This is a genomic window from Streptomyces malaysiensis subsp. samsunensis, from assembly GCF_024519315.1.
GTDB lineage: Bacteria > Actinomycetota > Actinomycetes > Streptomycetales > Streptomycetaceae > Streptomyces > Streptomyces malaysiensis.
Map to the genome: position 1 here is coordinate 41,620 of NZ_JANIIC010000055.1, position 21,911 is coordinate 63,530.

A 21,911-nucleotide genomic window follows, 5' to 3' on the forward strand; every position below is an offset into this window, starting at 1 on the left:
TACGGCTCATGGCGCCGGGGCAGGTAGGTCTGCTGCCGGCGCGATGGGTCAGAGGCCGTCCGCGGCCGTGAGCGCGCCGAGCGCACTGGCCTGGGTGCGCCAGTCCACCTGGTTGGGGGTGGTGCCCGCCCAGCGCTGGCCGAGCCGGTTGAGCGGGTCGCGGTCGGTGCTCCAGATGGAGTCGGCCTGCTTTTTGAGGTAGGCCCGGTACGTGGTGGATCCGGTGGCGTCCGCGAGATCGGCGAGATGGCGTATGAAGATGCCCTTGAACTGCTTCTGGTTGTCGTCGCAGGCACCGCTGCCGGTGTCGCAGGACTCGGTGAGGACGCCGTCGCGGGTCAGCGCCGTCGAGGTGATCGCGGCGTCGGCCAGGCGGCGGGCGGTGTCCAGGTACTGGCCGTTGCCGGTGGACCGCCACAGCTGGGTGAAGGCGCCGATGGCGAGGCCCTGGTTGTAACTCCACACGGTCTGGGAGTTGTTGCGGCAGTCGCCGGTCAGCCCGTCGTTGACCAGCCCCGCGCCGTTGATCAGTCCGCTGCCCAGGTACCAGGTCGCGGCCGTGGCCGCCCGGTCGCCCCATACGGTGTCGCCGGAGATCCGCTGGTGCAGTGACGTCGTCAGCCACAGGTACAGCCCGTTGGTCACGGCGTTCTTGTAGGTGCGCTCGCGGTCCCACCACACCCCGCCGCCGCAGCTACCGGTGTCCCAGTACTGGTGGACGTAACTGGTGATGGTGACCGCCTCGTCCAGATAGCGCCGGTCGTGGGTGTGGTCGTACGCGGCCAGCCAGGCCACCCCCCACCAGGCCGCGTCGTCGATGGCGCGGCTGATGAAGTGGCCCTCCACCGGGTCGGAGCTGCGCGCGCCCGCGGGGAAGGTGCCGCGGTTCTGCTCGAAGGTGCGGGCGATGACCCAGGCCCAGTCGTCGTCCCGCTGCCCGGTGCGCTCGGCGAAGTCGATGAGCGAGGTGAGGGCGACGGCCGAGTTCCACCAACTGCTGCGCCACCAGCCCTCGTAGGTGTGGTACGACGCCATCAGCGCGTCCGCCGCGGCGCGCGCCCGGGTCGGCGCGGGCCGCGCCCAGGCCGTACAGCTCCCCTCCTGGTGGGCGGCCTCGCGGCCGCAGGCCCGGACGGCCCCGCCGAACAGCAGCCCGCCCGGATCCCGGGTGGCGAACATGGCCGTCCGTGTCGTGGTCCTGCCCGAGGGCACGCCGGTACGGCCGAGGGAGGAGCCCTCGGGCCAGGTGGCGCCGCCGTCCCAGGAGCGGTCGAGCCAGATCTCGTCGCCCGCGCCGCCGTTCTCGATGACGCCCCACGCCATCGCGTTCTTCTGGTCGACATGGAGGCTGATCGTGCGCCCGAACAGGGTGGTGGACGGCACCGGGCGGTCGTCGCCCGCGGCGGTGGCCGGGTCGGCGCCGTCGCAGGACGTGCCGTCGCACACCGTCGGGCGGACCCAGTCGGTGCAGGTGACACCGGCAGCGTCGGCACACGCCCGGAGCCAGCCGCGCCGGTGCCCCACCGGATCGGTGAGGTTGTACATCAGGGTGCGGGTGCCGGTCCAGGAGCCGGGGATGGTCGCCTTGCCGAGCAGTCCCTCCCAGGTGGCGCCGCGGTCCCAGGAGCGGTCGAGCCAGACCGCGTCGCCGCTCACACCGTTGTCGATGCTGGCCCAGGCCATGGAGTCGGGGTCGGACATATGCAGCCTGAGGATCCGGCCGTTGAGGTTCACATCCGGCACGGGGAAGGTGTCGCGCTGCGCCTTCGAGGGGTCGAGGGTGTCACACGCCAGCGCGCAGACCGGGGTCGCGGCGCGGGACGGGGTGGGGAGGACGACGAGGCCGGCCAGGGCGATGGCCAGGGTCAGGAGTCCGCGGAGGAAACGGTGGAGCCGCGCTGACATGACGTACCCGCCTTTCCATGGGGGGCCGTGCGCATGAGCGTGGGGGAGGAGAGAAGCGGCGGCCGCCCGTGCGGAGGGGCGGCCCCCGGAGGGTGCGGGCCCTTCGGCGCGGGCCCGCGGCGGTCGTTCAGGGAGCCCAGGGTGGCTCGATCGCCCAGGTGGTGTCCTCGGTGAAACTGGCCGGGTTGTCCCAGGCGTGGCCGCCGCCGGACTGGGCCAGCCACAGCTCGGCGTTGATATGCCGCAGATACTGCCCGGGGAAGTTGGCGGCCGACATCCGGACGCCACCGCTGCCCTGGACCGGGCACCAGGTCGCGTCCTCCTTGTACCCGGTGGAGTTGTCGCCCGCCTCGCGCCGGACGCGGAATTCGCGGTGGCGCAGATACTCACCGGGGTAGTTGCGGGACTCGAAGGAGTAGCAGAGCTTGTTCGCGAGACCCTGCCTGACCGTCCAGGTGGCGTCCTTCTTCAGCAGATCGCCGCTGGCGGCGTCAACCACCTCGGTGAAGCCCAGCCCGTCGTAGTGGCGGATGTAGCGGTCGGTGTAGCCGGGGGTGGTGACCCGGATGGACACGTTCTGCCCGACGGGCAGTTTCACCGCCGCGCCGACCGACCGGGAGGCCGCGATGAGGGCCTGGTTGGCGGCCCGGACCCGGGCCTGGTCGACCTTGACCACCTGGCGGTCGTAGGACATGAGCCCGTTGGCTTCGTTCTCCACGTCGGTGATCTGCGTGTAGACCGAGGCCGAGAGGCCGCCGGCGGGCATGGTGTTCTCGCGTATCCCGTCGAGCAGGCCGACGAGCCGGTCGTTGAGCGCTGCCGTGGTGGGCTGGTCCTCGTAGCTGAACCCGCCGCCCGGGTACCACTCATGGCCGGGCACCCGGTAGCCGAGCCCGCCGTACTCCCCGAGCACCGAGGCGCGCACCGGCTCCGTCGGGGTGTTGCCGGGCCCGACGTAATTGTGGTTGTCGATGACGTCGCCGTTGCCGCCGTCCTTGGCGGCGCAGCAGTTGACGCCGCTCATGTTGTCGACGAGGCGCGAGGGGTCGTACGCCTTGACCATGTCGGCGATGCGGGCCTGGTCGTACTGGCCCCAGCCCTCGTTCTGGTCCACCCACTGGATGAGCGAGGGCGAGCTGCGGTGCTGGTCGATGATGGCGCGGTACTCGCTCTCCCACTGGGCGCGGGCCGCGCTGTCCGGGGTCTTGCCGCTGTCCATCGAGGGCATGTCCTGCCACACCAGCAGCCCGAGCCGGTCGGCCCAGTAGAACCACCGCTGCGGTTCCACCTTGATGTGCTTGCGGACCATGTTGGAGCCCAGGTCCTTGTGTTTTTGCAGATCGTATTTGAGGGCCTCGTCGGTGGGCGCGGTGTAGATGCCGTCCGGCCAGTAGCCCTGGTCCAGGGTGCCGGTCTGGAAGACGAAGTTCCCGTTGAGCACGGGCCGCCGGACCCCGCCCACGTCCTTCAGCGCGATCGACCGCATACCCGTGTAGCCGCCGACCTTGTCGGCTCCGGCGCCACCGGTCAGCTCGGCCGTGACGTCGTACAGGAACGGGTCCTCCGGCGTCCACAGACGGGCGTTGGGCACCGGTACGGAAAGCTCGTCGCCCACCGTGCCCGTGGCGCTGCCGACAGCCGTGCCGCCGCTGGAGACGGTGACCTTGACGCCCGTGCCGTCCGCTCCGCCGGCGCCGCGCACCGTGACGCGCAGGGTGTTGTCCTCCAGCCGCGGGACCATGTCCAGGCGGGTGATGTGAGCGGGGGCGGTGGGCTCGAGCCAGACGGTCTGCCAGATCCCCGAGGAGGCGGTGTAGACGATGCTCTTGCCGGGGTGCGGGGTGACGTCCTGGATGCGCTGCTTGCCGATGGCCTGACCGCCGGTCTCCGTGGGGTCGTACACGGAGATGACGATGGTGTTGGTGCCGCCGTTCAGCAGGGATGTGATGTCGTACGAGAAGGAGTCGTAGCCGCCGCGGTGGGCGTCGCCGGCCTGCCGGCCGTTGACCCAGACCGTGGTTTCCCAGTCGGAGGCGCCGAAGTTGAGCTGGATGTGACGGCCGCTCCAGCCGGAGGGCACCGTGAAGGTGCGCTTGTACCAGAGCTTGTCATTCTGGGTGATCTTGCGCTGGATGCCGGAGAGCGCGGATTCGGGGACGAACGGCACCCGGATCCGCTCGCCGAACGTGGCCGGCTGTCCGGCGTCGCGGGAGGTGACCGCGAAGTCCCAGATGCCGTTGAGATCCGCCCAGTCGGGCCGGGTGAGCTGTGGCCGCGGATACTCCGGCAGGGGGTCGTCGACCGGGACCCGGTGCGCCTGGTTCGTCAACGGGCCGGTCATCGGGGAGGGTTTGGGCTCCCAGGCGGGTGCGGCGTGGGAGGGGCCGGCGCCGGAGACGAGCAGGGTGGTGGCGGCCAGCGCGGGGACCACGGCGGCGGCCACGCGCCGCTGCCAGGTCCGTCTTGGACGACGAAGGGACGGGAAGCGGAGGAACAAGTGTCTCAGCACGCTGCTGCTCCATGGTCCGGTTGGCGCCGCCGCCCGGAGAGCGGCGGAACTCTTCCACAGGGAACACTTGCTGCACGCATTACCAGAGCACTCACTTCAGTGTTTGTCCATACTTGCGGACAACGTTGTCGAAGAGACCGGGTCCCATGCGAGCGGCAGTGTGCGGAAGGGGGTTCCTACGCCATGGGGGGCGGCCCGGCGGTGTCCCCCGGTGACCAGTGCGGCCGGATGCCCGCGATATGGCAGGTCATGAAGTACAGCGGGATCGGCGGCGTGTACGGCGAGTCGCCCTGCGGGTGATGGATCAGACGCGGGTGCCGGAAGCGGGCGGTGCACCCGCCGCCCAGGTCGGCCATGTGGGCGCCGACCGCGTAGCTGGTGAACGCCGGCCAGGTGACGTCGATATGCGACCCCGAAGGCACGATCCACCACCACCGCTGATCGTCGGCGAAGACACAGCCGATGCGGGGCAGGCACTTCATGACCCGCCGGCCGATGTCCGCGGGCATGCCCACCGCGTCGTACCCCAGCCGGGTGGGCAGGTCTTCCGGTATGCGCAGCCGCCCGCGGTGGCCATGCCGGAGGCCGGCGGCGCCGAGTGACGGCGCCTCAGGGGCAACGTACTGTCGGTCCATGAGTCAGTGACACTCTTCCGTGCGCGATGGCAGCTCGGCCCATACGATCCGTCCCGGTCCGTGCGGGGCGTCCTTGACGCCCCAGGCGCTGCTCACCGCGCCGACCAGCAGAAGCCCTCGTCCCCCTTGGCTCTCGGGGTCCGGTGTCCGCGGCGCGGGGAGGGTGTGGGCCCGGATCTGGTCCTCGACCTCCAGGCGCAGTAGTCCCGCGCCGATGTACAGCCTGCACTCCACACGGTCGCTGACGGTGTGCGCGATCACGTTGGTGACCAGCTCGGAGATCACGAGGAGGGCGTCGTCGCACACCTGGGCACCGACACCCCGGGCGTGCAGCCGCTCGCGCACGGCAGCGCGCACCGTGCACACCGAGGAGGCGACGGCCGGCAGCTGTAAGGCGTATGCCGGGTGCGTGTCCTGCTCCCGGGACGTCCGAAGCGGAGTCAGGGGGAGGGCGAGGGGAGCCACGAGCGGCCGCCTTTCGTCTGCCTGCGCGTCATGGACCGTGCCGTTCCCGCACTGCGCAGTGCCCACGGACGTACCCACGCAAGCGTTCCCACCGTGATCGGACGGTGTGCCCACTGTGACAGGTGCAACGAACGGGTTGCAAGCGGTACTTTGAAAATTGCAAGTTGCCATCGGAGGTTCCGCTTACCCGAATCGATGGCCGTGACAGACTGCACCCGTGAAGCCCGGTGTGGGGAGGTAGAGCGTGGCGGCGGAAACCGCATGGGGCGGTGCGCCCTCCGTCCTCCGCATGATCCTCGGCAGGCAGCTGGAGGAGCTTCGGACGCGCGCCGGCCTGACGTTCGACCAGGCGGGCGCGGCGATCGGAGTCAGCCACTCCACCATCCGCCGGATGGAAGCCGCCAAGGTGGCCCGGCTCAGGCTCGCGGACGTGGAGAAGCTGCTCCAGACCTACGGCGTCACAGACCGGCGCGAGGTCGACACCTTCCTGAAGTCGGTCCGCGAGGCCAACAAGCGCGGCTGGTGGCACACCTACCGCGATGTGATGCCGGACTGGTTCGCGGCGTATCTGAATCTGGAGCAGGCGGCGCTTCAGATCCGCGCCTATGAGGCGCAGTTCGTCCACGGGCTGCTCCAGACCGAGGACTACGCGCGTGCGCTGCTCAGCGCCGGCAACCCGCACGCTCCGGCGGAGGCCACCGAGCGCAGGGTCGCCCTGCGCATGCAGCGCCAGGAACTGCTGTCCCGGGAATCCCCTCCCCGGCTGTGGGTCGTGATGGACGAGACGGTGCTGAGGTGGCCGGTCGGAGGCGCGGCCGTGATGCGCGCCCAGATCGACCACCTGATCGAGATCAGCGCGCTTCCCCAGGTGACCGTGCAGATCATGCCGTTCGGAAGCGGTCCGCATCCGGCGATGCGGGCCGGTGCGTTCCATGTTTTCCGGTTCAGGGCCCGGGAGTTGCCCGACATCGTCTACCTCAGCGGCCTGGTTGGCGCGGTGTATCTGGACAAAGAGGAAGACGTGGTGGTGTATCGCGAGGTCCTGGACCGGATGGGTGCCCAGTCGGTGCCCGCCAGGAAAACCGAGGCCGTCCTCGGCGCAATACGCAAGGAGCTCTGAAGTGCACCACCACATCCGCAGCGGCATACCCTCCCATGACCTCGGCGACCGGGGCTGGTCCAAGCCGTGGAGCGACGACGCCGGAGGCGCCTGCGTCGAAGCCAAGAAGCTGCACGACGGGCGGGTGGCGCTGCGTCAGTCGACCGACCCCGACGGCCCCGCACTGGTTTTCAGCACACACGAGATGACCCGGTTCCTGGCGGGTGTGAAGGCCGGCGACGCCGACTTCCTCTGCTAGCGCCGACGGCACCGTATCCATCCTTCCCGGTCGCGCGGGTCCTTCCTGGCCCCGCGCGACCGGGGGCACACCCAACAGCGAACTGACGACCCACCGGGAGGGGACGCCTTGAGCGACAACGGATGGTCGGCCGACCGCATCGACACCCAGAGCGCGCATTCGGCACGTATCTACGACTACATCCTCGGCGGGAAGGACTACTACCCGGCCGACAAGGAAGCGGGCATCGCCATGTCCCGCGAGTGGCCCGCCCTGCCGATCCATATGCGGGCCAACCGCGACTTCATGAACCGGGCCGTGCGCTACCTCGCCGAAGAGGCGGGGATCCGGCAGTTCCTCGACATCGGCACCGGCATTCCCACATCCCCCAACCTCCATGAGATCGCCCAGGCGGTCGCCCCGGACTCCCGGGTCGTCTACGTGGACAACGACCCCATCGTCCTCACCCTCTCCCAGGGCCTGCTCGCCAGCACGCCCGAGGGCAGGACGGCCTATGTCGAGGCGGACATGTGCGAGCCCGCCACCATCCTCGACGCCCCCGAACTCCGCGAAACCCTCGACCTGACCCGGCCGGTCGCCCTGACGGTGATCGCCATCGTGCACTTCGTCCTGGACAAGGACGACGCCAACGGCATCGTCAACCGCCTCCTGGAGCCGCTGCCCTCCGGAAGCTATCTGGCGATGTCCATCGGCACCGCCGACTTCGCACCGGCGGAGGTGGCCCGGGTCGCCCGCGAGTACGCGGCCCGCGACATGCCCATGCGGCTGCGCACCGAGGACGAGGCCAACCGGTTCTTCGGCGGCCTCGAGATGGTCGAGCCGGGCCTCACTCAGGTCCACAAGTGGCGCCCGGACGGCGCCGTCACCGAAACCATCAAGGACGAGGACATCGCCATGTACGGGGCGGTCGCCCGAAAGCCCTGAGGCGCTTCGTACGGCGTCCTCATACGAAGCCGGGCCCGGCCTGCGGGCCCGGCTTCGTCCCCTGGGCGGGTGGGGAGGCGCGGAACCGTCCGGGGCCGCTACGCCCGCCAGCTGTAGCGGCGCTCGGGGCGGCCCGCGGTGCCGTAGCGCAGGGACACGTCGGCGTTGCCGGTGGCGTGGAAGTACTCCAGGTAGCGGCGGGCGCTGACCCGGGAGATACCGATGTCGGTGGCCGTCTCGGCGGCGGAGACGGTGCCGTCCGCCTCGCGGAGGGCGCGCTCGACGAGCTGGGCGGTCTCCACGCTCAGGCCCTTCGGCAGGGTGCCGCCCGCCGGGGGCGCGAACGCCCCGGCCAGGAAGCGGTCCACATCCGCCTGACCGCGGACGACCGTGGTGAGCAGCCGCCCGCGCTGGGTCGCATAGCGTTCCAGGCGCGGCTGGAGATCCTCGTAGTCGAAGGGCTTGAGGAGGTAGTCGACCACGCCCTGGCGGCGCTCGCGGTGGGCCCGGCACCGGTCGCCCGGAGGCTGTCGGACCCACCAGCGAGACCCCGGCCATGACGTCCGGACGGATCGCACCCGCCCCGTAGCCCGCGAGAGCCCTCGAATACCGGGGTGAAATCCTTTTCACCCGCAAGGTAGGCTGAAGGGCGACCGTACACGGTGAAGGGTTGCGGACACAGTTGGTGACGATCCATGACGTGGCGCGAGCCGCCGGAGTCTCCCCGGCGACCGTCTCGCGTGTCTTCAACGGCGGCAAGGTCACACCGGCACGCGCCCTGTCCGTGCAAGAGGCGGCGGCGGCCCTCGGGTTCGCGCCCAACCGGGTGGCGCGCTCGCTGCGCAAGCAGCGGTCCAGTGTGATCGCGCTGATCATCCCGGACATCGAGAACCCGTTCTTCACCTCGCTCGCCCGCGGTGTCGAGGACGCCGCGCAGCGCACCAGCCTTTCGGTGGTCCTGTGCAACTCCGACGAGGACACCGAGAAGGAGCGCCGCTATCTGGAGGTCGCGCTCGGTGAACAGATGGCGGGGGTCATCGTGGCGGCGGCGTCCCAGGACGAGACGGACCTGGGGCCGCTGACCGACCGCGGTGTGCCCGTCGTCGCCGTCGACCGCCGGCCGCGCGACGCCGAGGTGGACGCGGTCCGGGTCGACAACCACCACGGCGGCGAGGTGGCCACCCGCCACCTCCTCCAGGCCGGATACCGCAGGATCGCCTGCATCACCGGGCCCGAAGGGGCCTCCACCTCCGAGGAACGACTCGCGGGCCACCGCGCGGCGTTGAGCGCCGCCCAGGGCAGCGCGGCCGCGGCCGCGGCCGACAACACCTACATACGCCACGCCGACTTCCGGGTGGAGGGCGGCCGGGTGGCGATGCGTGAACTGCTGGCCTTGCCCGAGCCGCCCGATGCCGTGTTCGTCGCCAACAACCTCATGACCATCGGTGTCCTCGACGCCCTCGGCGAGGCGGGCCGCACCCCGCCCGGCGTCGGTGTGCTCTCCTTCGGCGACGTCCCCTGGGCGTCGCTGGTGCGGCCGTCGCTCACGGCCGTCGAACTGCCCTCGTACGAGCTGGGGCGCACCGCCGCCGACCTGCTGCTACAGCGCAGGGACGGCAGCCTGTCCCCGGTGCAGACCGTGGTGCTGCGCACAAAGCTCCAGGTCCGCGAGAGCACGGCCGGGCCCGCCGGGTCCTGACAGACCCTAGCGGCGTCACGAGAAGAGCGGTGTCGCACCGGCCACTCGCCCGGTGCGACACCGCCTCCCGCAAGCCCGCGCGCCCGCGAGCCCGTCACCAGGTCACTTCAAGCCCGACGTCTTGACCGACTCCACAATTGACGATGAAATCGTTTTCTGTCAGCGTGCTCGCCATGCCTCACAACGCAGTCATCGGTGTGGACATCGGCACTTCGAGCAGCAAGGGCGTCCTCGTCGGTCTCGATGGCACGCTGATCCGCTCGGCCACACGGGAGCACACCCCCGCACGGCCCGGCCCCGGCCGCTTCGAAATGGACGCCTCCATCTGGTGGCGCGAGTTCATCGAACTCGCCCGGGAGCTGACCGCCGCGGATGACACCACCGTGGTCGCCGTCGGGGTCAGCGGCATGGGGCCGTGTGTCCTGCTGGCCGATGAGCGGGACACCCCACTGCGCCCCGCCGTGCTCTACGGTGTGGACACCCGCTCCGTCCACCAGATCCAGCGCATCGCGGCACGGCTGGGCGCCGATGAGATCATGCGCCGTGGCGGCTCCGCCCTGACCACACAGGCAGCGGGGCCCAAGATCGCCTGGATCGCCGAGGAGGAGTCCGAGCTCTACGCGCGGGCCCGGCGGCTGTACATGCCGAGCTCCTGGCTGGTCAGGCAGCTCACCGGCAACTACGTCCTGGACCACCACTCGGCCAGCCAGTGCACCCCGCTGTACGACACGCACACCCGCGAGTGGTACGCCCCCTGGGCCGCCGATGTCGCCCCCGGCATCGAACTGCCGCCACTGCGCTGGCCCGGCGAGGCGGCCGGGACCCTCACCCCCGAGGCCGCCACGGCGACCGGTCTGCCCGCCGGTATCCCCGTCACCACCGGCACTGTCGACGCCTGGGCCGAGGCGCTGAGCGTGGGTGCGCAGAACATCGGCGATCTGATGCTGATGTACGGCACCACCATGTTCCTCATCCACACCGTGCCCGAGCCGCTGACCAGCCCGTCGCTGTGGGGCACGGTCGGCGCCCTGCCCGGGACCCGCAACCTGGCCGGGGGCATGGCCACTTCCGGCGCGGTCGCCAACTGGCTGCGGGACCTGTTCGCCGACGGCGACCACGCCCGACTCACCGCGCTGGCCGCCGAGTCGGGCCCCGGCGCCAATGGCCTGCTGATGCTCCCGTACTTCTCCGGCGAGCGCACCCCGATCATGGACCCGGACGCCCGTGGAGTGATCGCCGGACTGACCCTGTCCCACACCCGCGGAGACCTCTACCGGGCCGCACTCGAAGCCACCGGGTTCGCGGTCCGCCAGAACATCGAGGTCATCGAGGCGGTCGGCGGCGACATCCGCCGCGTGGTCGCCGTGGGCGGCGGCACCCAGGGCGCCCTGTGGACACAGATCGTCTCCGATATCACCGGCCGCCCGCAGGAGTTGCGCACCATCACCATCGGCGCCGGCTACGGCGACGCTCTGCTGGCCGCCCAACTCGTCGGCGACGCCTCCATCGAGGACTGGAACCCGGTGCGCGAGACGGTGACGCCCCGCGCCGAGCACACCGGGCGCTACGACGAGCTGTACACCCTCTACCGGCGGCTGTACCCGGACACCGCCGCCACCGTCCACGCCCTGGCCGCACTCCAGGAGCGCTGAAGCGCTCGCACTTCAGGAGGGCTGAAGCGCTCGCACTTCAGGAGGGCTGAAGCGCTCGCACTTCAGGAGGGCTGAGCGCCCCCCTTCCGAATGGTGCCCTCCATAAGGGCGCCCCCGAGAGGCCACACCCCGATGCGCCCCGGCCGGAGGCCACAGCCGCCTTCCCGCCGAGAGTGACACCGGTGACCGACTCCGCTCGACCCGCGTCGGCCCCGCCACGGACCGCGCGCACCATCGACGCACCACCAACGGAGACCGCATGACCGCGTACACCCTGCCCGAGCTCCACCGGCCGCTCGCCGCCGAGCCGAACACCGTCTACACCGTGGCCAGCGGCGATCTGCGCCCCGCCGCCAACGTCACCTGCTGGCCCACCCAGGAGAAGCTGGAGGGCGACCTCGCCGCGGCCCTCACCGACCTGGGCCGGAAGGTGCGCCGCGGCCACCCGGTCGACCAGGCCAAGGGGCACGGGTTCATCGACAGCCAGCGCGCCGGGATCGAGGTCTTCAAGCGGATACCCGAGGACGCCCCGCTCATCGTCGTCGAGGCCGTCTGGCAGTACAGCCACCACGTGCTCGCCGGTCTGCGCGACCACCGGGGCCCGATCCTGGTCGTGGCCAACTGGAGCGGTGAGTTCCCCGGTCTGGTCGGCCTGCTGAACCTCGCCGGCAGCCGCCTCACCAAGGCGGGATGTGACTACTCGGTGCTGTGGAGACGTGGCAGTACCTGTGCCAGTGGCCCGGGGACCAGTACGGAGGCCAGTTCCAGCAGAAGACCTACGCGGTCGCGGACGACGGCTACTGCTACGTCCTGTCGAGCGTGTTCAACCGGGACGTGGCATCCGACCTCCTGCTCCACCGCGTCCGGCAGGACCAACTGGGCGACCCGGCGGCGTACCAGCCGTGGGGCTATGCGAACGGCTCCTGGGGCTGGGGCAACTACCCCACCACGATCACCGCCCGGCGCCGGTCCGGGGAGATCTGTTTCCGTGCGATGGGCGGCAAGTACGCCCTGACCTGGCTGAACATGGAGCCCCTTGACATCCGCGCCCAGGTTTTCGCCCTGCCGACAAGCGACCTGTTCGCCACCCCGGAACAGCCCCTCATCGTCCCCACCACTCCCGGCAACGAGTCCGGCAACGAGTCCGGCAACGCGGTGGCCAACCCCTACGGCGGTTTCATCGTCCCGGGCTCGACCTTCGGCGACTTCCACCTCGCCGTGAGCCAGTGGTACGACGACCGGAACTACCGGGTGATGCAGTACCGGATCAACGGCCTGGCCGCCTGAGCACGCCGCCACCGACACCCGCGGAGGAGCACACCGTGCGTAAATCCGGATTACCGATCACCCTGGCGGCCGGGATGGCCGGCCCAACGCGCCTCGGGCGACGGGAAACGACGAACGCAAGCCGAGCAGCTGGTGGGGCTGCACCTGGCCGCTGACCCCGTTGGGGTGCGCCGCCACCGGCGCGGATACTGGGGCCCATGCGTATCGATTTCGACCCCGAGACCATGGGCCCCGTCCCGTTCTACAAGCTGCTGACCTCCACCATCGTGCCCCGGCCGATCGCCTGGGTGTCCACGGTCAGCGGGGATGGCGCCGCCAACCTCGCCCCGCACTCGTTCTTCACCGTCGCGGCCGTGGATCCGCCGATCGTGCAGTTCACCTCCGTGGGACGCAAGGACTCGCTGCGGAATGTCGAGGACACCGGGGAGTTTGTGGTGAACCTCGCCCCCGAGGCGCTGTTCGAGCAGGTCAACGCGACCGCGACGAACTTTCCGCACGGGGTGAGCGAGTTCGAGGCGGTGGGGGTGGCGCAGGAGCCGAGTGCGCGGGTGAAGCCACCCCGGGTGGCGGGGTCGCCGGTGGCGCTGGAGTGTGTGGTGCACGGCACGCTGGGGCTCGGAAATTCGACGGTGGTCCTCGGGCGGGTGGTGCATGCCGTGGTCGACGACGAGGTGATGGTCGACGGGCATGCGGAGATCTCCAGGCTGCGGCCGCTGTCCCGGCTGGGGAAGAACGAATGGGGCACGGTCGGCGATGTGCGCGATCTCGCCCGGGTCCGTTATGAGGACTGGGAGGGCCGGGGGCCGGTGCAGGCGTGAGGCGCACCGACCGGAGAAACCGGAGGGAAGGGCCGGGGTGATGGAGAGCGTGGTGTTCGACATCGGCTCGACCCTCGTCCGTGAGGACCGCTACTGGGGTGCCTGGGCCGACTGGCTCGGGGTGCCGCGGCATACCCTGTCCGCGCTGGTGGGGGCCGTGGTCGCGCAGGGGCGGGACGACGGGGACGCGATCCGGCTGGTGCGGCCGGGCGTGGACATCGAGGCCGAGCGGCGGGCGCGGGAGGCGGCGGGCCGTGGGGAGTGGCTGGACGAGTCCGATCTGTACCCGGATGTGCGGTCCGCGCTCGGCGCGCTGCGAGCGTCGGGGCTGCGGGTGGTCCTGGCCGGAAATCAGTCGCTGCGGGCGGGTGAGCTGCTGCGCGGCCTGGGGCTGCCGGTCGACGCCGTGGCGACATCCAGTGAGTGGGGGGTCGCCAAGCCCGATCCGGAGTTCTTCCGGCGGGTGGCGGAGCTCGGCGGTGCCGCGCCCGGGGACACGGTGTACGTGGGTGACTACCCGGCCTTCGACATCCGCCCCGCGAAGGCCGCCGGGCTGCGGGCCGCGCATATCCGCCGGGGGCCGTGGGCGTATCTATGGGCCGATACGGCCGACGCGGCGATGGCGGACTGGCGGATCGACTCGTTGGACCGGCTGGTGGAGATCGTCACCGAACCGCGGATGTGACCGTCACCGAACCGCCGGTGTGATCGGACCCATGGCGCGGCAGCTCGGATGGTGTGGCAGCCCGGGGGAGAGGTGCGCGCTGGGTGAGGAATTCACACCCGGTGTGATGTGAATGCCTGCATATATCTACCGCACACCCTTCCCAGATGCCCCGCATGGCGATTGACTCGTCCCATGCCGCTCAGGGGGCGCCAGACCTGAGCGAAGGGGCCGCCGGACTCCTCCCTCCTCGGCCGGCGGCCCATCCCCCTGCCCTCATGGGTGCGTCAGCCCGCCGACTCGGCCGCGTGGGCGCTCAGCACACCCAAGCCGACCAGCGCGAAGAGTGTGATGCCCAGCAGGATCCGGTAGATCACGAACGGCATGAAGCTCTTACTTGAAATAAACTTCATGAACCACGCGATGACCACATATCCGACCACGAAGGCGATGACCGTCGCGAAGATCGTCGGGCCCCACTCCGTATGGCCCTCGGACGCGTCCTTCAGCTCGAACGCACCGGAGGCCAGCACCGCCGGCACGGCGAGAAGGAAGGAGTAGCGGGCCGCCGCCTCACGGGTGTAGCCCATCAGCAGTCCGCCACTGATCGTCGCGCCCGACCGGGACACGCCCGGCACCAGCGCCATCGCCTGGCAGACGCCGAATATCAGGCCGTCGCGGATGTTCAGTTCTTGCAGTGTCTTGCGCTGGTTGGCGACGCGATGCCGGCCGCCGGTCTCATCGCGCGCCGCACGGCGGTCCGCGAAGCCCAGCACGATACCCAGGACCACGAGGGTCGTGGCTATGAGCCGCAGATCGCGGAACGGACCCTCGATCGCGTCCTGAAGGGTGAGCCCGAGCACGCCGATGGGCAGCGAGCCGACGATCACCAGCCAGCCCATCTGGGCGTCGTGGTTGCCGCGCCACTCCTTGCTGAAGAGCGAGCGGAACCAGGCCGAGACGATATTGACGATGTCCTTGCGGAAGTAGATGAGTACCGCGAGCTCCGTGCCGATCTGGGTGATCGCGGTGAAGGCGGGCCCAGGGTCGTTCCAGCCGGCGAACGCGGCCGTGAGCCGCAGATGGGCGCTGGAGGAGATCGGAAGAAACTCAGTCAGCCCCTGGACCAGCCCGAGGATGAATGATTCGAACCACGACATTGAGTCTTCGCTATCCAAGGCTGATCGTGCGCTGATCAGTTCATAGCCATGGATAACCAGGCGTGACCGATTCAGGGCGGGATGGTCGGCGGGAAGCCGGCGGTCGAGGATCAACAGCCGGTTGGGGGGCAGCGTAGCGTCCCCGGCTGCGCGGCCCATCAAGGGCCTGGTCAGACCATAGGTTCATCGCTTTGACCTCGGGTACTCGGCGCTCGGCCGCCCGGCCGCGGGCGCCCTGCCGAGGATCGGCCCTGAACAGCGCCTGAACAGCCGCAGACAGCTATGGACAGCCGAGGACAGCCGGAGGAGCCGAACTGTATGACCGCGAGCGGGCACGACGGAGGACAGGGAGATCGAGGGGAGGGATCCGGGGATGGGGCCGGAGCCAGGACCGGCCCCGGCGGGACGATCACCACCGAGGTCCCGGCGCGACTGGACCGGCTGCCCTGGTCGCGCTGGCACTGGATGATCGTGGTCGGCCTCGGCACCGTATGGATCCTGGACGGTCTCGAGGTGACCGTCGTCGGCAATATCGCCAGCCGCCTCTCCGAGCCCGGCAGCGGGCTGACCATAACCGACGCGCAGGTCACCGGGATGGCGGCGGCCCTGTATGTGGCCGGGGCCTGCACCGGGGCGCTGGTCTTCGGCTGGCTCACCGACCGCTACGGGCGCAAGAAGCTCTTCCTCATCACGCTCGGGGTCTATCTGGCCGCCACCGCGCTCACCGCCATCTCCTTCTCGGCCTGGTGGTTCTTCCTGTTCCGCTTCCTCACCGGCTTCGGCATCGGCGGGGAGTACGCGGCCATCAACTCCGCGATCGACGAGCTGATCCCCAGCAGATACCGGGGCCGTGTCGATCTGGTCATCAACGGGAGCTTCTGGCTCGGTGCGATGGGCGGCTCGCTGCTCTCCGTGCTGATGCTCAACACCAGCTTCTTCGCGCTGAACGTCGGCTGGCGGCTCACCTTCGCCCTCGGCGTCGTCCTCGGCCTGGTCATCCTGCTGGTCCGCCGGAACGTCCCGGAGAGCCCGCGCTGGATGTTCATCCACGGCCGGGCGGAGGGCGCCGACGAACTGGTCGCGGCGGCCGAACGGCGGATCGAGGACGAGACCGGGCGGCGCCTCCCCGAACCGGACAGGGCCATCACCATCAGAACGCGGAAGAGCACCGGCTTCATCGAGATCGCCCGGACCGTCCTCCGGGCGTATCCCCGGCGCGCGGTCCTCGGACTCGCCCTCTTCATCGGGCAGGCGTTTCTCTACAACGCCATCACCTTCGGCTTCGGCTCGATCCTGGTGAGGTTCTTCGCCGTGCCCAGCGGTGACACCGGCTACTACTTCGTGGTCATCGCCTTCGGCAACTTCCTCGGGCCGCTCCTGCTGAGCAGGCTCTTCGACACGGTCGGCCGCCGTCCGATGATCTCGGGGACTTACATCCTCTCCGGTGTGCTGCTGTTCATCACCGCCTGGATGTTCGGCAACGGCTGGCTCGGCGCGGCCACGATGACCGCCTGCTGGTGCGTGGTCCTCTTCTTCGCCTCGGCCGGTGCGAGCTCCGCGTATCTGACGGTCAGCGAGGTCTTCCCGATGGAGACGCGCGCCCTGGCCATCGCCTTCTTCTACGCCGTCGGCACGGCGGCCGGAGGCATCAGCGGTCCGCTGATCTTCTCGGAGCTGACCCAGAGCGGCGTCGTCGCCGACACCGTGCTGGCCTTCTCCATCGGGGCGACGCTCATGGTCGCCGCCGGGCTCGTCGCCGCCTTCCTCGCCGTCCCCGCGGAACGCCGCCCGCTCGAGGACATCGCCGAACCGCTGTCCGCCCGCGCCGCGGCCGCCTCCGCCCCGGGACGAGCGGGCGGCTGACGCCCGGCACACGACGCGGCCATCAGACCCGCGGCAGCGTCCCGTCAGGCGTCCCGCCCGCGGCCGCGTCCTCCCCGGGGCGCTCCCCGGGCCGTGCGGGCCGCAGACGGCCGCGTTTGCGCCAGGCCACCAGCGCCCCGGCGACGGCGGGCACCGCGATGAACGCCAGCGCGAGGAGGAAGACGGGGGAGGTGGGGGTGGTGGCGCGGCTGCCCGCGACCACGTACGCGGCGGTGTTCGGCACGCTGCCCAACCCCGTGGCCAGCAGGAACGACAGCCAGCCCATCCGCGAGACGGCCGCGCAGTAGTTGGCGGCGGCGAACGGCACGCCGGGGAACAGCCGGATCGCCAGCATGGACCGGAACCCGTGGTGGCTCAGCTGGCGGTCCGCCGCCGTGAGCCAGCGGCCCCGCAGCAGCGGACGCAGCGCGTCCTGGCCCAGCAGCCGGCCGAGACCGAAGGCGATCCCGGCGCCGATCACCGTGCCGGCGACGGCCGTGATCAGCCCGGTCCGGATGCCGAAGAGCGCACCGGCCGCCAGGTTCAGCAGCGGCCGGGGCACCAGCGCCGCGGTGCCCACCCCGTACGCGGCCGTGAACAGCACCACGGCCGTCGCGCCCGACAGCTGTGGCGGCCAGCCCTGGGTCAGCAGCCGCTGCGGCTCCCACAGCCAGACCGCGATCGCGGAACCCGTGAGCAGCGCGGCGAGCAGCCCCAGCCGTGACCACGGTGAGAGGAGCACGGCGCGGGCCCGGCGGGTGGTCGGTTTCGCGGGCGGTGCGGCGACATCGAGCACCGCTGGAGCGTAACCGACCGGGCCCGGCGGGCACCGCGATGTCGTCGCGTTGTCGTCCGATTGTCGGAATACCGTCGACATAGGGTCGGCGGACCGTTGGAAACCGGCCCGCGGACCGTTGGAAACCGGCCCGTCGGGCCGTCGCGGGACACCCCGAACGCCGCGGGCCGCACACCTCATACGCGCAGGCCGGACGCCCGGCCAACCGCCTCCGTGCCCCCGGTCGTCCGCTCCCGGACCACCGGCCCCACCGACCCCGTACGCACCGAAAACCATTCGACGCGGACCGTACGGTGCGCGAAGATCACAGCATGTTCCGGCTCGCCTTCCTCACGCCGACGTCCGCGGTCGCGGACGCGCCGAAGGCTGCCGTCCTCTCTCCCGCTCCGGCCGCGGTCGCCGCCCTCACCACGGACCCGCCCGCCGCCCTTCCCGCCATCTGCCTCCACGGCGCCCGAAGCTGACCCTCCTCGGACAACTCCGACGGATCCCCCAGGGGGAGGGTCGGCGAGGTTCTGGGGTCCGCGCTTCCCACCCCCGCTGACGAGGAGAGACCGTCGCATGTCCAAGCAGACCTATGTGCGCACCAAGCCGCATCTGAACATCGGCACCATGGGCCATGTCGACCACGGCAAGACCACGCTGACCGCCGCCCTCACCAAGGTGCTGAGCGAGCGCGGCACCGGCGCGTTCGTACCGGCGGACCGTATCGACCGGGCGCCGGAGGAGGCCGCGCGCGGCATCACCATCAACATCGCGCATGTCGAGTACGAGACCGAGACCCGCCACTACGCGCATGTGGATATGCCCGGCCACGCCGACTTCATCAAGAACATGGTGACCGGCGCCGCCCAGCTCGACGGGGCGATCCTCGTCGTCTCCGCGCTCGACGGCGTGATGCCGCAGACCGCCGAGCATGTGCTGCTGGCCCGCCAGGTCGGCGTCGACCACATCGTGGTGGCCCTCAACAAGGCCGACGCGGGCGACCCCGAGCTCACCGACCTCGTCGAGCTCGAGGTGCGCGAGCTGCTCTCCGCGCACGGCTACCCCGGCGACACCACGCCCGTCGTCCGGGTCTCCGGGCTGCGGGCGCTGGAGGGCGACCCGCGCTGGACCGGGGCGATCGAGGCGCTGCTGGACGCCGTGGACATCTATGTGCCGACGCCCGTGCGCCACACCCGGGCGCCGTTCCTGCTACCGGTGGAGAACGTGCTGACCATCACCGGACGCGGCACGGTGGTCACCGGAGCCATCGAGCGCGGCACGGTACGGGTCGGCGACCGGATCGAGGTGCCGGGCACCGATGTGGCCACGGTGGTCACCGGAGTGGAGACCTTCGGCAAGCCCATGGAGTCGGCCGAGGCGGGCGACAACGTGGCGCTGCTGCTGCGCGGGGTGGCGCGGGACGCGGTGCGCCGCGGCCATGTGGTGGCCGCGCCCGGCAGCGTCGTACCGAGGCGGCGCTTCACGGCGCGGGTGTACGTCCTGTCGGCGGCCGAGGGCGGCCGGCGGACACCGGTGTCCACCGGCTACCGTCCGCAGTTCTACCTCCGTACGGCCGATGTGGTCGGCACCGTGGACCTCGGGGCCACCGCGGTGGCGCGCCCCGGTGACACGGTCACCATGACGGTCGAGCTGGGCCGCGCCGTACCGCTGGAGCCGGGCCTCGGCTTCGCGATCCGCGAGGGCGGCCGCACGGTGGGCGCGGGGACGGTGACCACCGTGCTGCCGTGACCAGCACCGGGCCCGCCCGTCCGCCCCTCCCGAGCGAGAGGCGGACGGGCGAGGCCGCCTAAGCGCTCCGCTGGAAGTACCCTGACCTGCCGTCGATCGTCCGCAGCGCCGTCGTGGCTGGTCGCGCCCACGCGGCGGAGCCGCACATCGACACAGCCCCGCGCCCCTTCGGGGCGCCACCGAACCGCAGCCGACTTCCGTCGATCCGCTTGGCCGCGCGTGACGGCACAATGAGGGGGTGAACGAGCCGATACCCGTGAGCCGGGCCGTGGACGGTGGCACCGCCAAGCTGATGCCGGACCTGGACCGCCCGCACGCCTGGCTGCTCACGGTGGACGGCGCCCCGCAGTCGTATGTCGACCTGGACGATCCGGGCCATCTCGAATTCGAGTACGCGCGGCGGATCGCCCATGTCCTGGACGTGGCCGCAGATCCCGGCGCCCCGCTCGACGTACTGCACCTGGGCGGCGGGGCGCTGACGCTGCCTCGCTATCTGGCCGCCACCCGCCCCGGTTCGCACCAGGTGGTGGTCGAGGCCGACCGGGGGCTGCTGGAGCTGGTCGCCGAGCATCTTCCGCTGCCGTCCGGGACGGGCATCACGGTGTCCGCGCGGGACGCCAGGACCGCGCTGGAGGCCGCGCCCGAGGGGTCCGCCGATGTCGTCGTGGCCGATGTCTTCGGCGGTTCACGGGTGCCCGCGCATCTGACCTCCGTGGAGTACGCCCGCGCCGCGGCCCGGGCGCTGCGGCCGGGCGGTTGGTACACGGCGAATCTGGCCGACGGCGCGCCGTTCACCTTCCTTCGCTCCCAACTGGCCACCTACCGCACGGCGTTCGCCCATCTCGCGCTGATCGCGGAGCCGTCCGTACTGCGCGGCCGCCGGTTCGGCAACGCGGTGCTGGTGGCCGCACAGACCGAACCGCCGGTCGCCGCGCTGGCCCGCCGCACCGCCGCCGACGCCTTCCCGGCCAGGGTCGAGTACGGGGCGGAGCTGGAGCGCTTCATGGGCCGCGCGGCGCCGGTGCGGGACGAGGACGCCGTACCGTCGCCCGAGCCGCCGGGCGGGGCGTTCAGCGTGGGCTGACCGGCTTCGGGGCGGTGTCCTCGGCGGTCGGCCCGCCCTCGGCGACGGGCGTGGTCTCGCTCCGGCGCAGCCGCCGTACGTCCGGGACCGTCAGCACCGCCAGCGTCAGCGCCAGGATCAGCGCCGAGCAGCCCCACAGCGAGGCCGTCCGGCCGAACGCCTCCTCGGCCGGGCCGGTGAGCGCCGTGGCGAGCGGCACCATGGCGACCGAGCCGAACCAGTCGTACGCCGAGACCCGCGACAGCTTGTCCTCGGGGATCTCCTGGTGCAGCGCGGTCATCCAGGACACCCCGAACACCTCGATCGACACCCCGACCAGGAACATCACCGTGACCAGCGCCGGAACCGGCACCGGTACGGCGAGCGCGGCCGACGGCAGGGAGAGCGGCAGCACGCTCAGGGAGCCCGCGAGCAGCAGCCGGCGCGGCCGCCAGCGGACCATCAGCAGACCGCCCAGGACGGTGCCCGCGCCGAACGCCGCGAGCGCGAACCCCCAGGGGCGTGCCCCGCCCAGATGGTCCTCGGCCACCAGCGGGCCGAACACCGACTCGGCCGCCCCCACCACGGCGTTGACGACGGAGAACTGCACGACGATCGACCACAGCCAGGGCCGGCCGACGACTTCGCGCCAGCCTTCGCGCAGATCCCGCACCATACCGCCGCCGGGTTCCCGCCGCGGGACGGCACTGACGTCGAGCAGGGAGCGCAGGGCGCCCGCGACCGCGAACGCGGCGGCGTCGACGGCCAGCACCCAGCCGGGGCCGACCACCGCGATCAGCGCGCCACCGAGCGCGGCCCCGCCGATCTGCGCACCGTTCACACCCATCCGGAACAGCGCGAAGGCGCGGGCGGCCTGTTGGCGGGTGACGCTGGAGAGCAGCATGCCCTCGGCGGCGGGGGAGAAGAACGCCTGCCCGGTGCCGCCGAGCGCGGAGAGCACCGCCATCTGCCACAGCCGTGCCTCGCCGGACAGGACGAGCACGGCGAAGGCGGCCTGTGAGACGCAGTTGAGGCTGTTGGCGGCGACCATCACCCGGTGGCGGGGCAGCCGGTCCGCCAACGCGCCGCCGATCAGCAGGAAGACGACCAGCGGAAGGGTGCGGGCCGCCGCCACCAGCCCCACGTCGCCGCCGTCCCCGCCCGCCTCCAGAACCGCGAACGCCGCCGCGATGAGGGCTCCGGCGTTTCCGAGGCCCGTCACCACGGCGGCGGTGGTCAGCAGTGTGTAGTTGCGGCCGGCCCACGCGGGGCGATGCGATCGGAGGCGCGGGGCCGGAGGAGTCGTCACATCCGGACTATCCCTGGGGGCGGGCCCCGGCGTCCAACCGAATTCCGGCCGCCGTGATCAGGCGGTCAGG

At 71.1% G+C, this 21,911-nt stretch carries 19 protein-coding genes and 2 pseudogenes; 12 read left to right on the forward strand and 9 right to left on the reverse strand.

Annotation, left to right across the window (positions count from 1 at the left end; all coding sequences use genetic code 11):
- Positions 1 to 48 precede the first annotated feature (48 nt).
- The 4 genes from NQU54_RS36000 to NQU54_RS36015 all read right to left on the reverse strand — a co-directional run bounded on the left by NQU54_RS36000 (position 49) and on the right by NQU54_RS36015 (position 5,514).
- Positions 49 to 1,905, reverse strand: coding sequence for a glycoside hydrolase family 76 protein (locus NQU54_RS36000; RefSeq protein WP_257634686.1), 1,857 nt, complete (start codon positions 1,903 to 1,905; stop codon positions 49 to 51).
- A gap of 127 nt (positions 1,906 to 2,032) precedes the next feature.
- Positions 2,033 to 4,348, reverse strand: coding sequence for an AbfB domain-containing protein (locus NQU54_RS36005; protein ID WP_372506161.1), 2,316 nt, complete (start codon positions 4,346 to 4,348; stop codon positions 2,033 to 2,035).
- A gap of 242 nt (positions 4,349 to 4,590) precedes the next feature.
- The gene (locus NQU54_RS36010) at positions 4,591 to 5,049 is read right to left on the reverse strand and encodes a hypothetical protein (RefSeq protein WP_257634687.1); all 459 of its coding nucleotides are present in this window, start codon (positions 5,047 to 5,049) and stop codon (positions 4,591 to 4,593) included.
- A 3-nt stretch (positions 5,050 to 5,052) separates the two neighbouring features.
- Positions 5,053 to 5,514 carry an ATP-binding protein gene (locus tag NQU54_RS36015; RefSeq protein ID WP_257634688.1) on the reverse strand — a complete coding sequence of 154 codons (462 nt, stop codon included), beginning with the start codon at positions 5,512 to 5,514 and terminating at the stop codon, positions 5,053 to 5,055.
- Positions 5,515 to 5,758: 244 nt separating this feature from the next.
- On the opposite strand from NQU54_RS36015, the gene NQU54_RS36020 reads away from it, so the two are divergent.
- The 3 genes from NQU54_RS36020 (at position 5,759) to NQU54_RS36030 (ending at position 7,796) form a co-directional block, all read left to right on the forward strand.
- The gene (locus tag NQU54_RS36020) at positions 5,759 to 6,634 is read left to right on the forward strand and encodes a Sco1979 family transcriptional regulator (RefSeq protein ID WP_069867407.1); all 876 of its coding nucleotides are present in this window, start codon (positions 5,759 to 5,761) and stop codon (positions 6,632 to 6,634) included.
- 1 nt (position 6,635) lies between these two features.
- Positions 6,636 to 6,872, forward strand: a complete 237-nt coding sequence (locus NQU54_RS36025; protein ID WP_257634689.1) for a DUF397 domain-containing protein — start codon at positions 6,636 to 6,638, stop codon at positions 6,870 to 6,872.
- A gap of 108 nt (positions 6,873 to 6,980) precedes the next feature.
- Complete coding sequence (locus tag NQU54_RS36030) at positions 6,981 to 7,796, forward strand: SAM-dependent methyltransferase (RefSeq protein WP_257634690.1); 816 nt, start codon at positions 6,981 to 6,983, stop codon at positions 7,794 to 7,796.
- A gap of 98 nt (positions 7,797 to 7,894) precedes the next feature.
- Here NQU54_RS36030 and NQU54_RS36035 read toward each other — a convergent pair.
- Positions 7,895 to 8,287, reverse strand: a pseudogene (locus NQU54_RS36035) (response regulator); the annotation flags it as partial.
- Positions 8,288 to 8,481: 194 nt separating this feature from the next.
- On the opposite strand from NQU54_RS36035, the gene NQU54_RS36040 reads away from it, so the two are divergent.
- Entirely contained in the window at positions 8,482 to 9,495 is a 1,014-nt protein-coding gene (locus tag NQU54_RS36040; protein ID WP_257634691.1) for a LacI family DNA-binding transcriptional regulator, read from the forward strand.
- Positions 9,496 to 9,668: 173 nt separating this feature from the next.
- Positions 9,669 to 11,147: an FGGY-family carbohydrate kinase gene (locus NQU54_RS36045; protein ID WP_257634692.1), complete on the forward strand. Its 1,479-nt coding sequence runs from the start codon at positions 9,669 to 9,671 to the stop codon at positions 11,145 to 11,147.
- Positions 11,148 to 11,184: 37 nt separating this feature from the next.
- Here the strand turns inward: NQU54_RS36045 and NQU54_RS36050 are convergent, their stop codons facing one another.
- Entirely contained in the window at positions 11,185 to 11,742 is a 558-nt protein-coding gene (locus NQU54_RS36050; protein WP_257634693.1) for a hypothetical protein, read from the reverse strand.
- 116 nt (positions 11,743 to 11,858) lie between these two features.
- Between NQU54_RS36050 and NQU54_RS36055 the strand changes: the two are divergent.
- The 3 genes and pseudogenes from NQU54_RS36055 to NQU54_RS36065 form a co-directional block, all read left to right on the forward strand.
- Positions 11,859 to 12,434 (forward strand): annotated as a pseudogene (locus tag NQU54_RS36055) (DUF4185 domain-containing protein); the annotation flags it as partial.
- 197 nt (positions 12,435 to 12,631) lie between these two features.
- Positions 12,632 to 13,252 (forward strand): flavin reductase family protein, encoded by a 621-nt coding sequence (locus NQU54_RS36060; RefSeq protein ID WP_257634694.1) that lies wholly within the window; start codon positions 12,632 to 12,634, stop codon positions 13,250 to 13,252.
- Positions 13,253 to 13,292: 40 nt separating this feature from the next.
- Entirely contained in the window at positions 13,293 to 13,937 is a 645-nt protein-coding gene (locus NQU54_RS36065) for an HAD family hydrolase (protein ID WP_306279401.1), read from the forward strand.
- Positions 13,938 to 14,203: 266 nt separating this feature from the next.
- Here the strand turns inward: NQU54_RS36065 and NQU54_RS36070 are convergent, their stop codons facing one another.
- The gene (locus NQU54_RS36070) at positions 14,204 to 15,076 is read right to left on the reverse strand and encodes an undecaprenyl-diphosphate phosphatase (protein WP_257634723.1); all 873 of its coding nucleotides are present in this window, start codon (positions 15,074 to 15,076) and stop codon (positions 14,204 to 14,206) included.
- A gap of 318 nt (positions 15,077 to 15,394) precedes the next feature.
- On the opposite strand from NQU54_RS36070, the gene NQU54_RS36075 reads away from it, so the two are divergent.
- Entirely contained in the window at positions 15,395 to 16,939 is a 1,545-nt protein-coding gene (locus NQU54_RS36075) for an MFS transporter (RefSeq protein ID WP_257634695.1), read from the forward strand.
- Positions 16,940 to 16,961: 22 nt separating this feature from the next.
- Here NQU54_RS36075 and NQU54_RS36080 read toward each other — a convergent pair whose 3' ends face one another.
- Entirely contained in the window at positions 16,962 to 17,735 is a 774-nt protein-coding gene (locus tag NQU54_RS36080; protein ID WP_257634696.1) for a TVP38/TMEM64 family protein, read from the reverse strand.
- Positions 17,736 to 18,028: 293 nt separating this feature from the next.
- On the opposite strand from NQU54_RS36080, the gene NQU54_RS36085 reads away from it, so the two are divergent.
- From NQU54_RS36085 to NQU54_RS36095, 3 genes are all read left to right on the forward strand, one after another.
- The gene (locus NQU54_RS36085) at positions 18,029 to 18,199 is read left to right on the forward strand and encodes a hypothetical protein (RefSeq protein WP_257634697.1); all 171 of its coding nucleotides are present in this window, start codon (positions 18,029 to 18,031) and stop codon (positions 18,197 to 18,199) included.
- 97 nt (positions 18,200 to 18,296) lie between these two features.
- A complete protein-coding gene (tuf, locus tag NQU54_RS36090; protein ID WP_257634698.1) occupies positions 18,297 to 19,469 on the forward strand; it encodes an elongation factor Tu in 1,173 nt (390 codons plus the stop codon).
- 238 nt (positions 19,470 to 19,707) lie between these two features.
- Positions 19,708 to 20,553 carry a spermidine synthase gene (locus NQU54_RS36095; RefSeq protein ID WP_257634699.1) on the forward strand — a complete coding sequence of 282 codons (846 nt, stop codon included), beginning with the start codon at positions 19,708 to 19,710 and terminating at the stop codon, positions 20,551 to 20,553.
- Here NQU54_RS36095 and NQU54_RS36100 read toward each other — a convergent pair.
- Positions 20,540 to 21,841, reverse strand: coding sequence for an MFS transporter (locus NQU54_RS36100; RefSeq protein ID WP_257634700.1), 1,302 nt, complete (start codon positions 21,839 to 21,841; stop codon positions 20,540 to 20,542). The genes NQU54_RS36095 and NQU54_RS36100 overlap by 14 nt on opposite strands.
- Between the last annotated feature and the right edge of the window lie 70 nt (positions 21,842 to 21,911).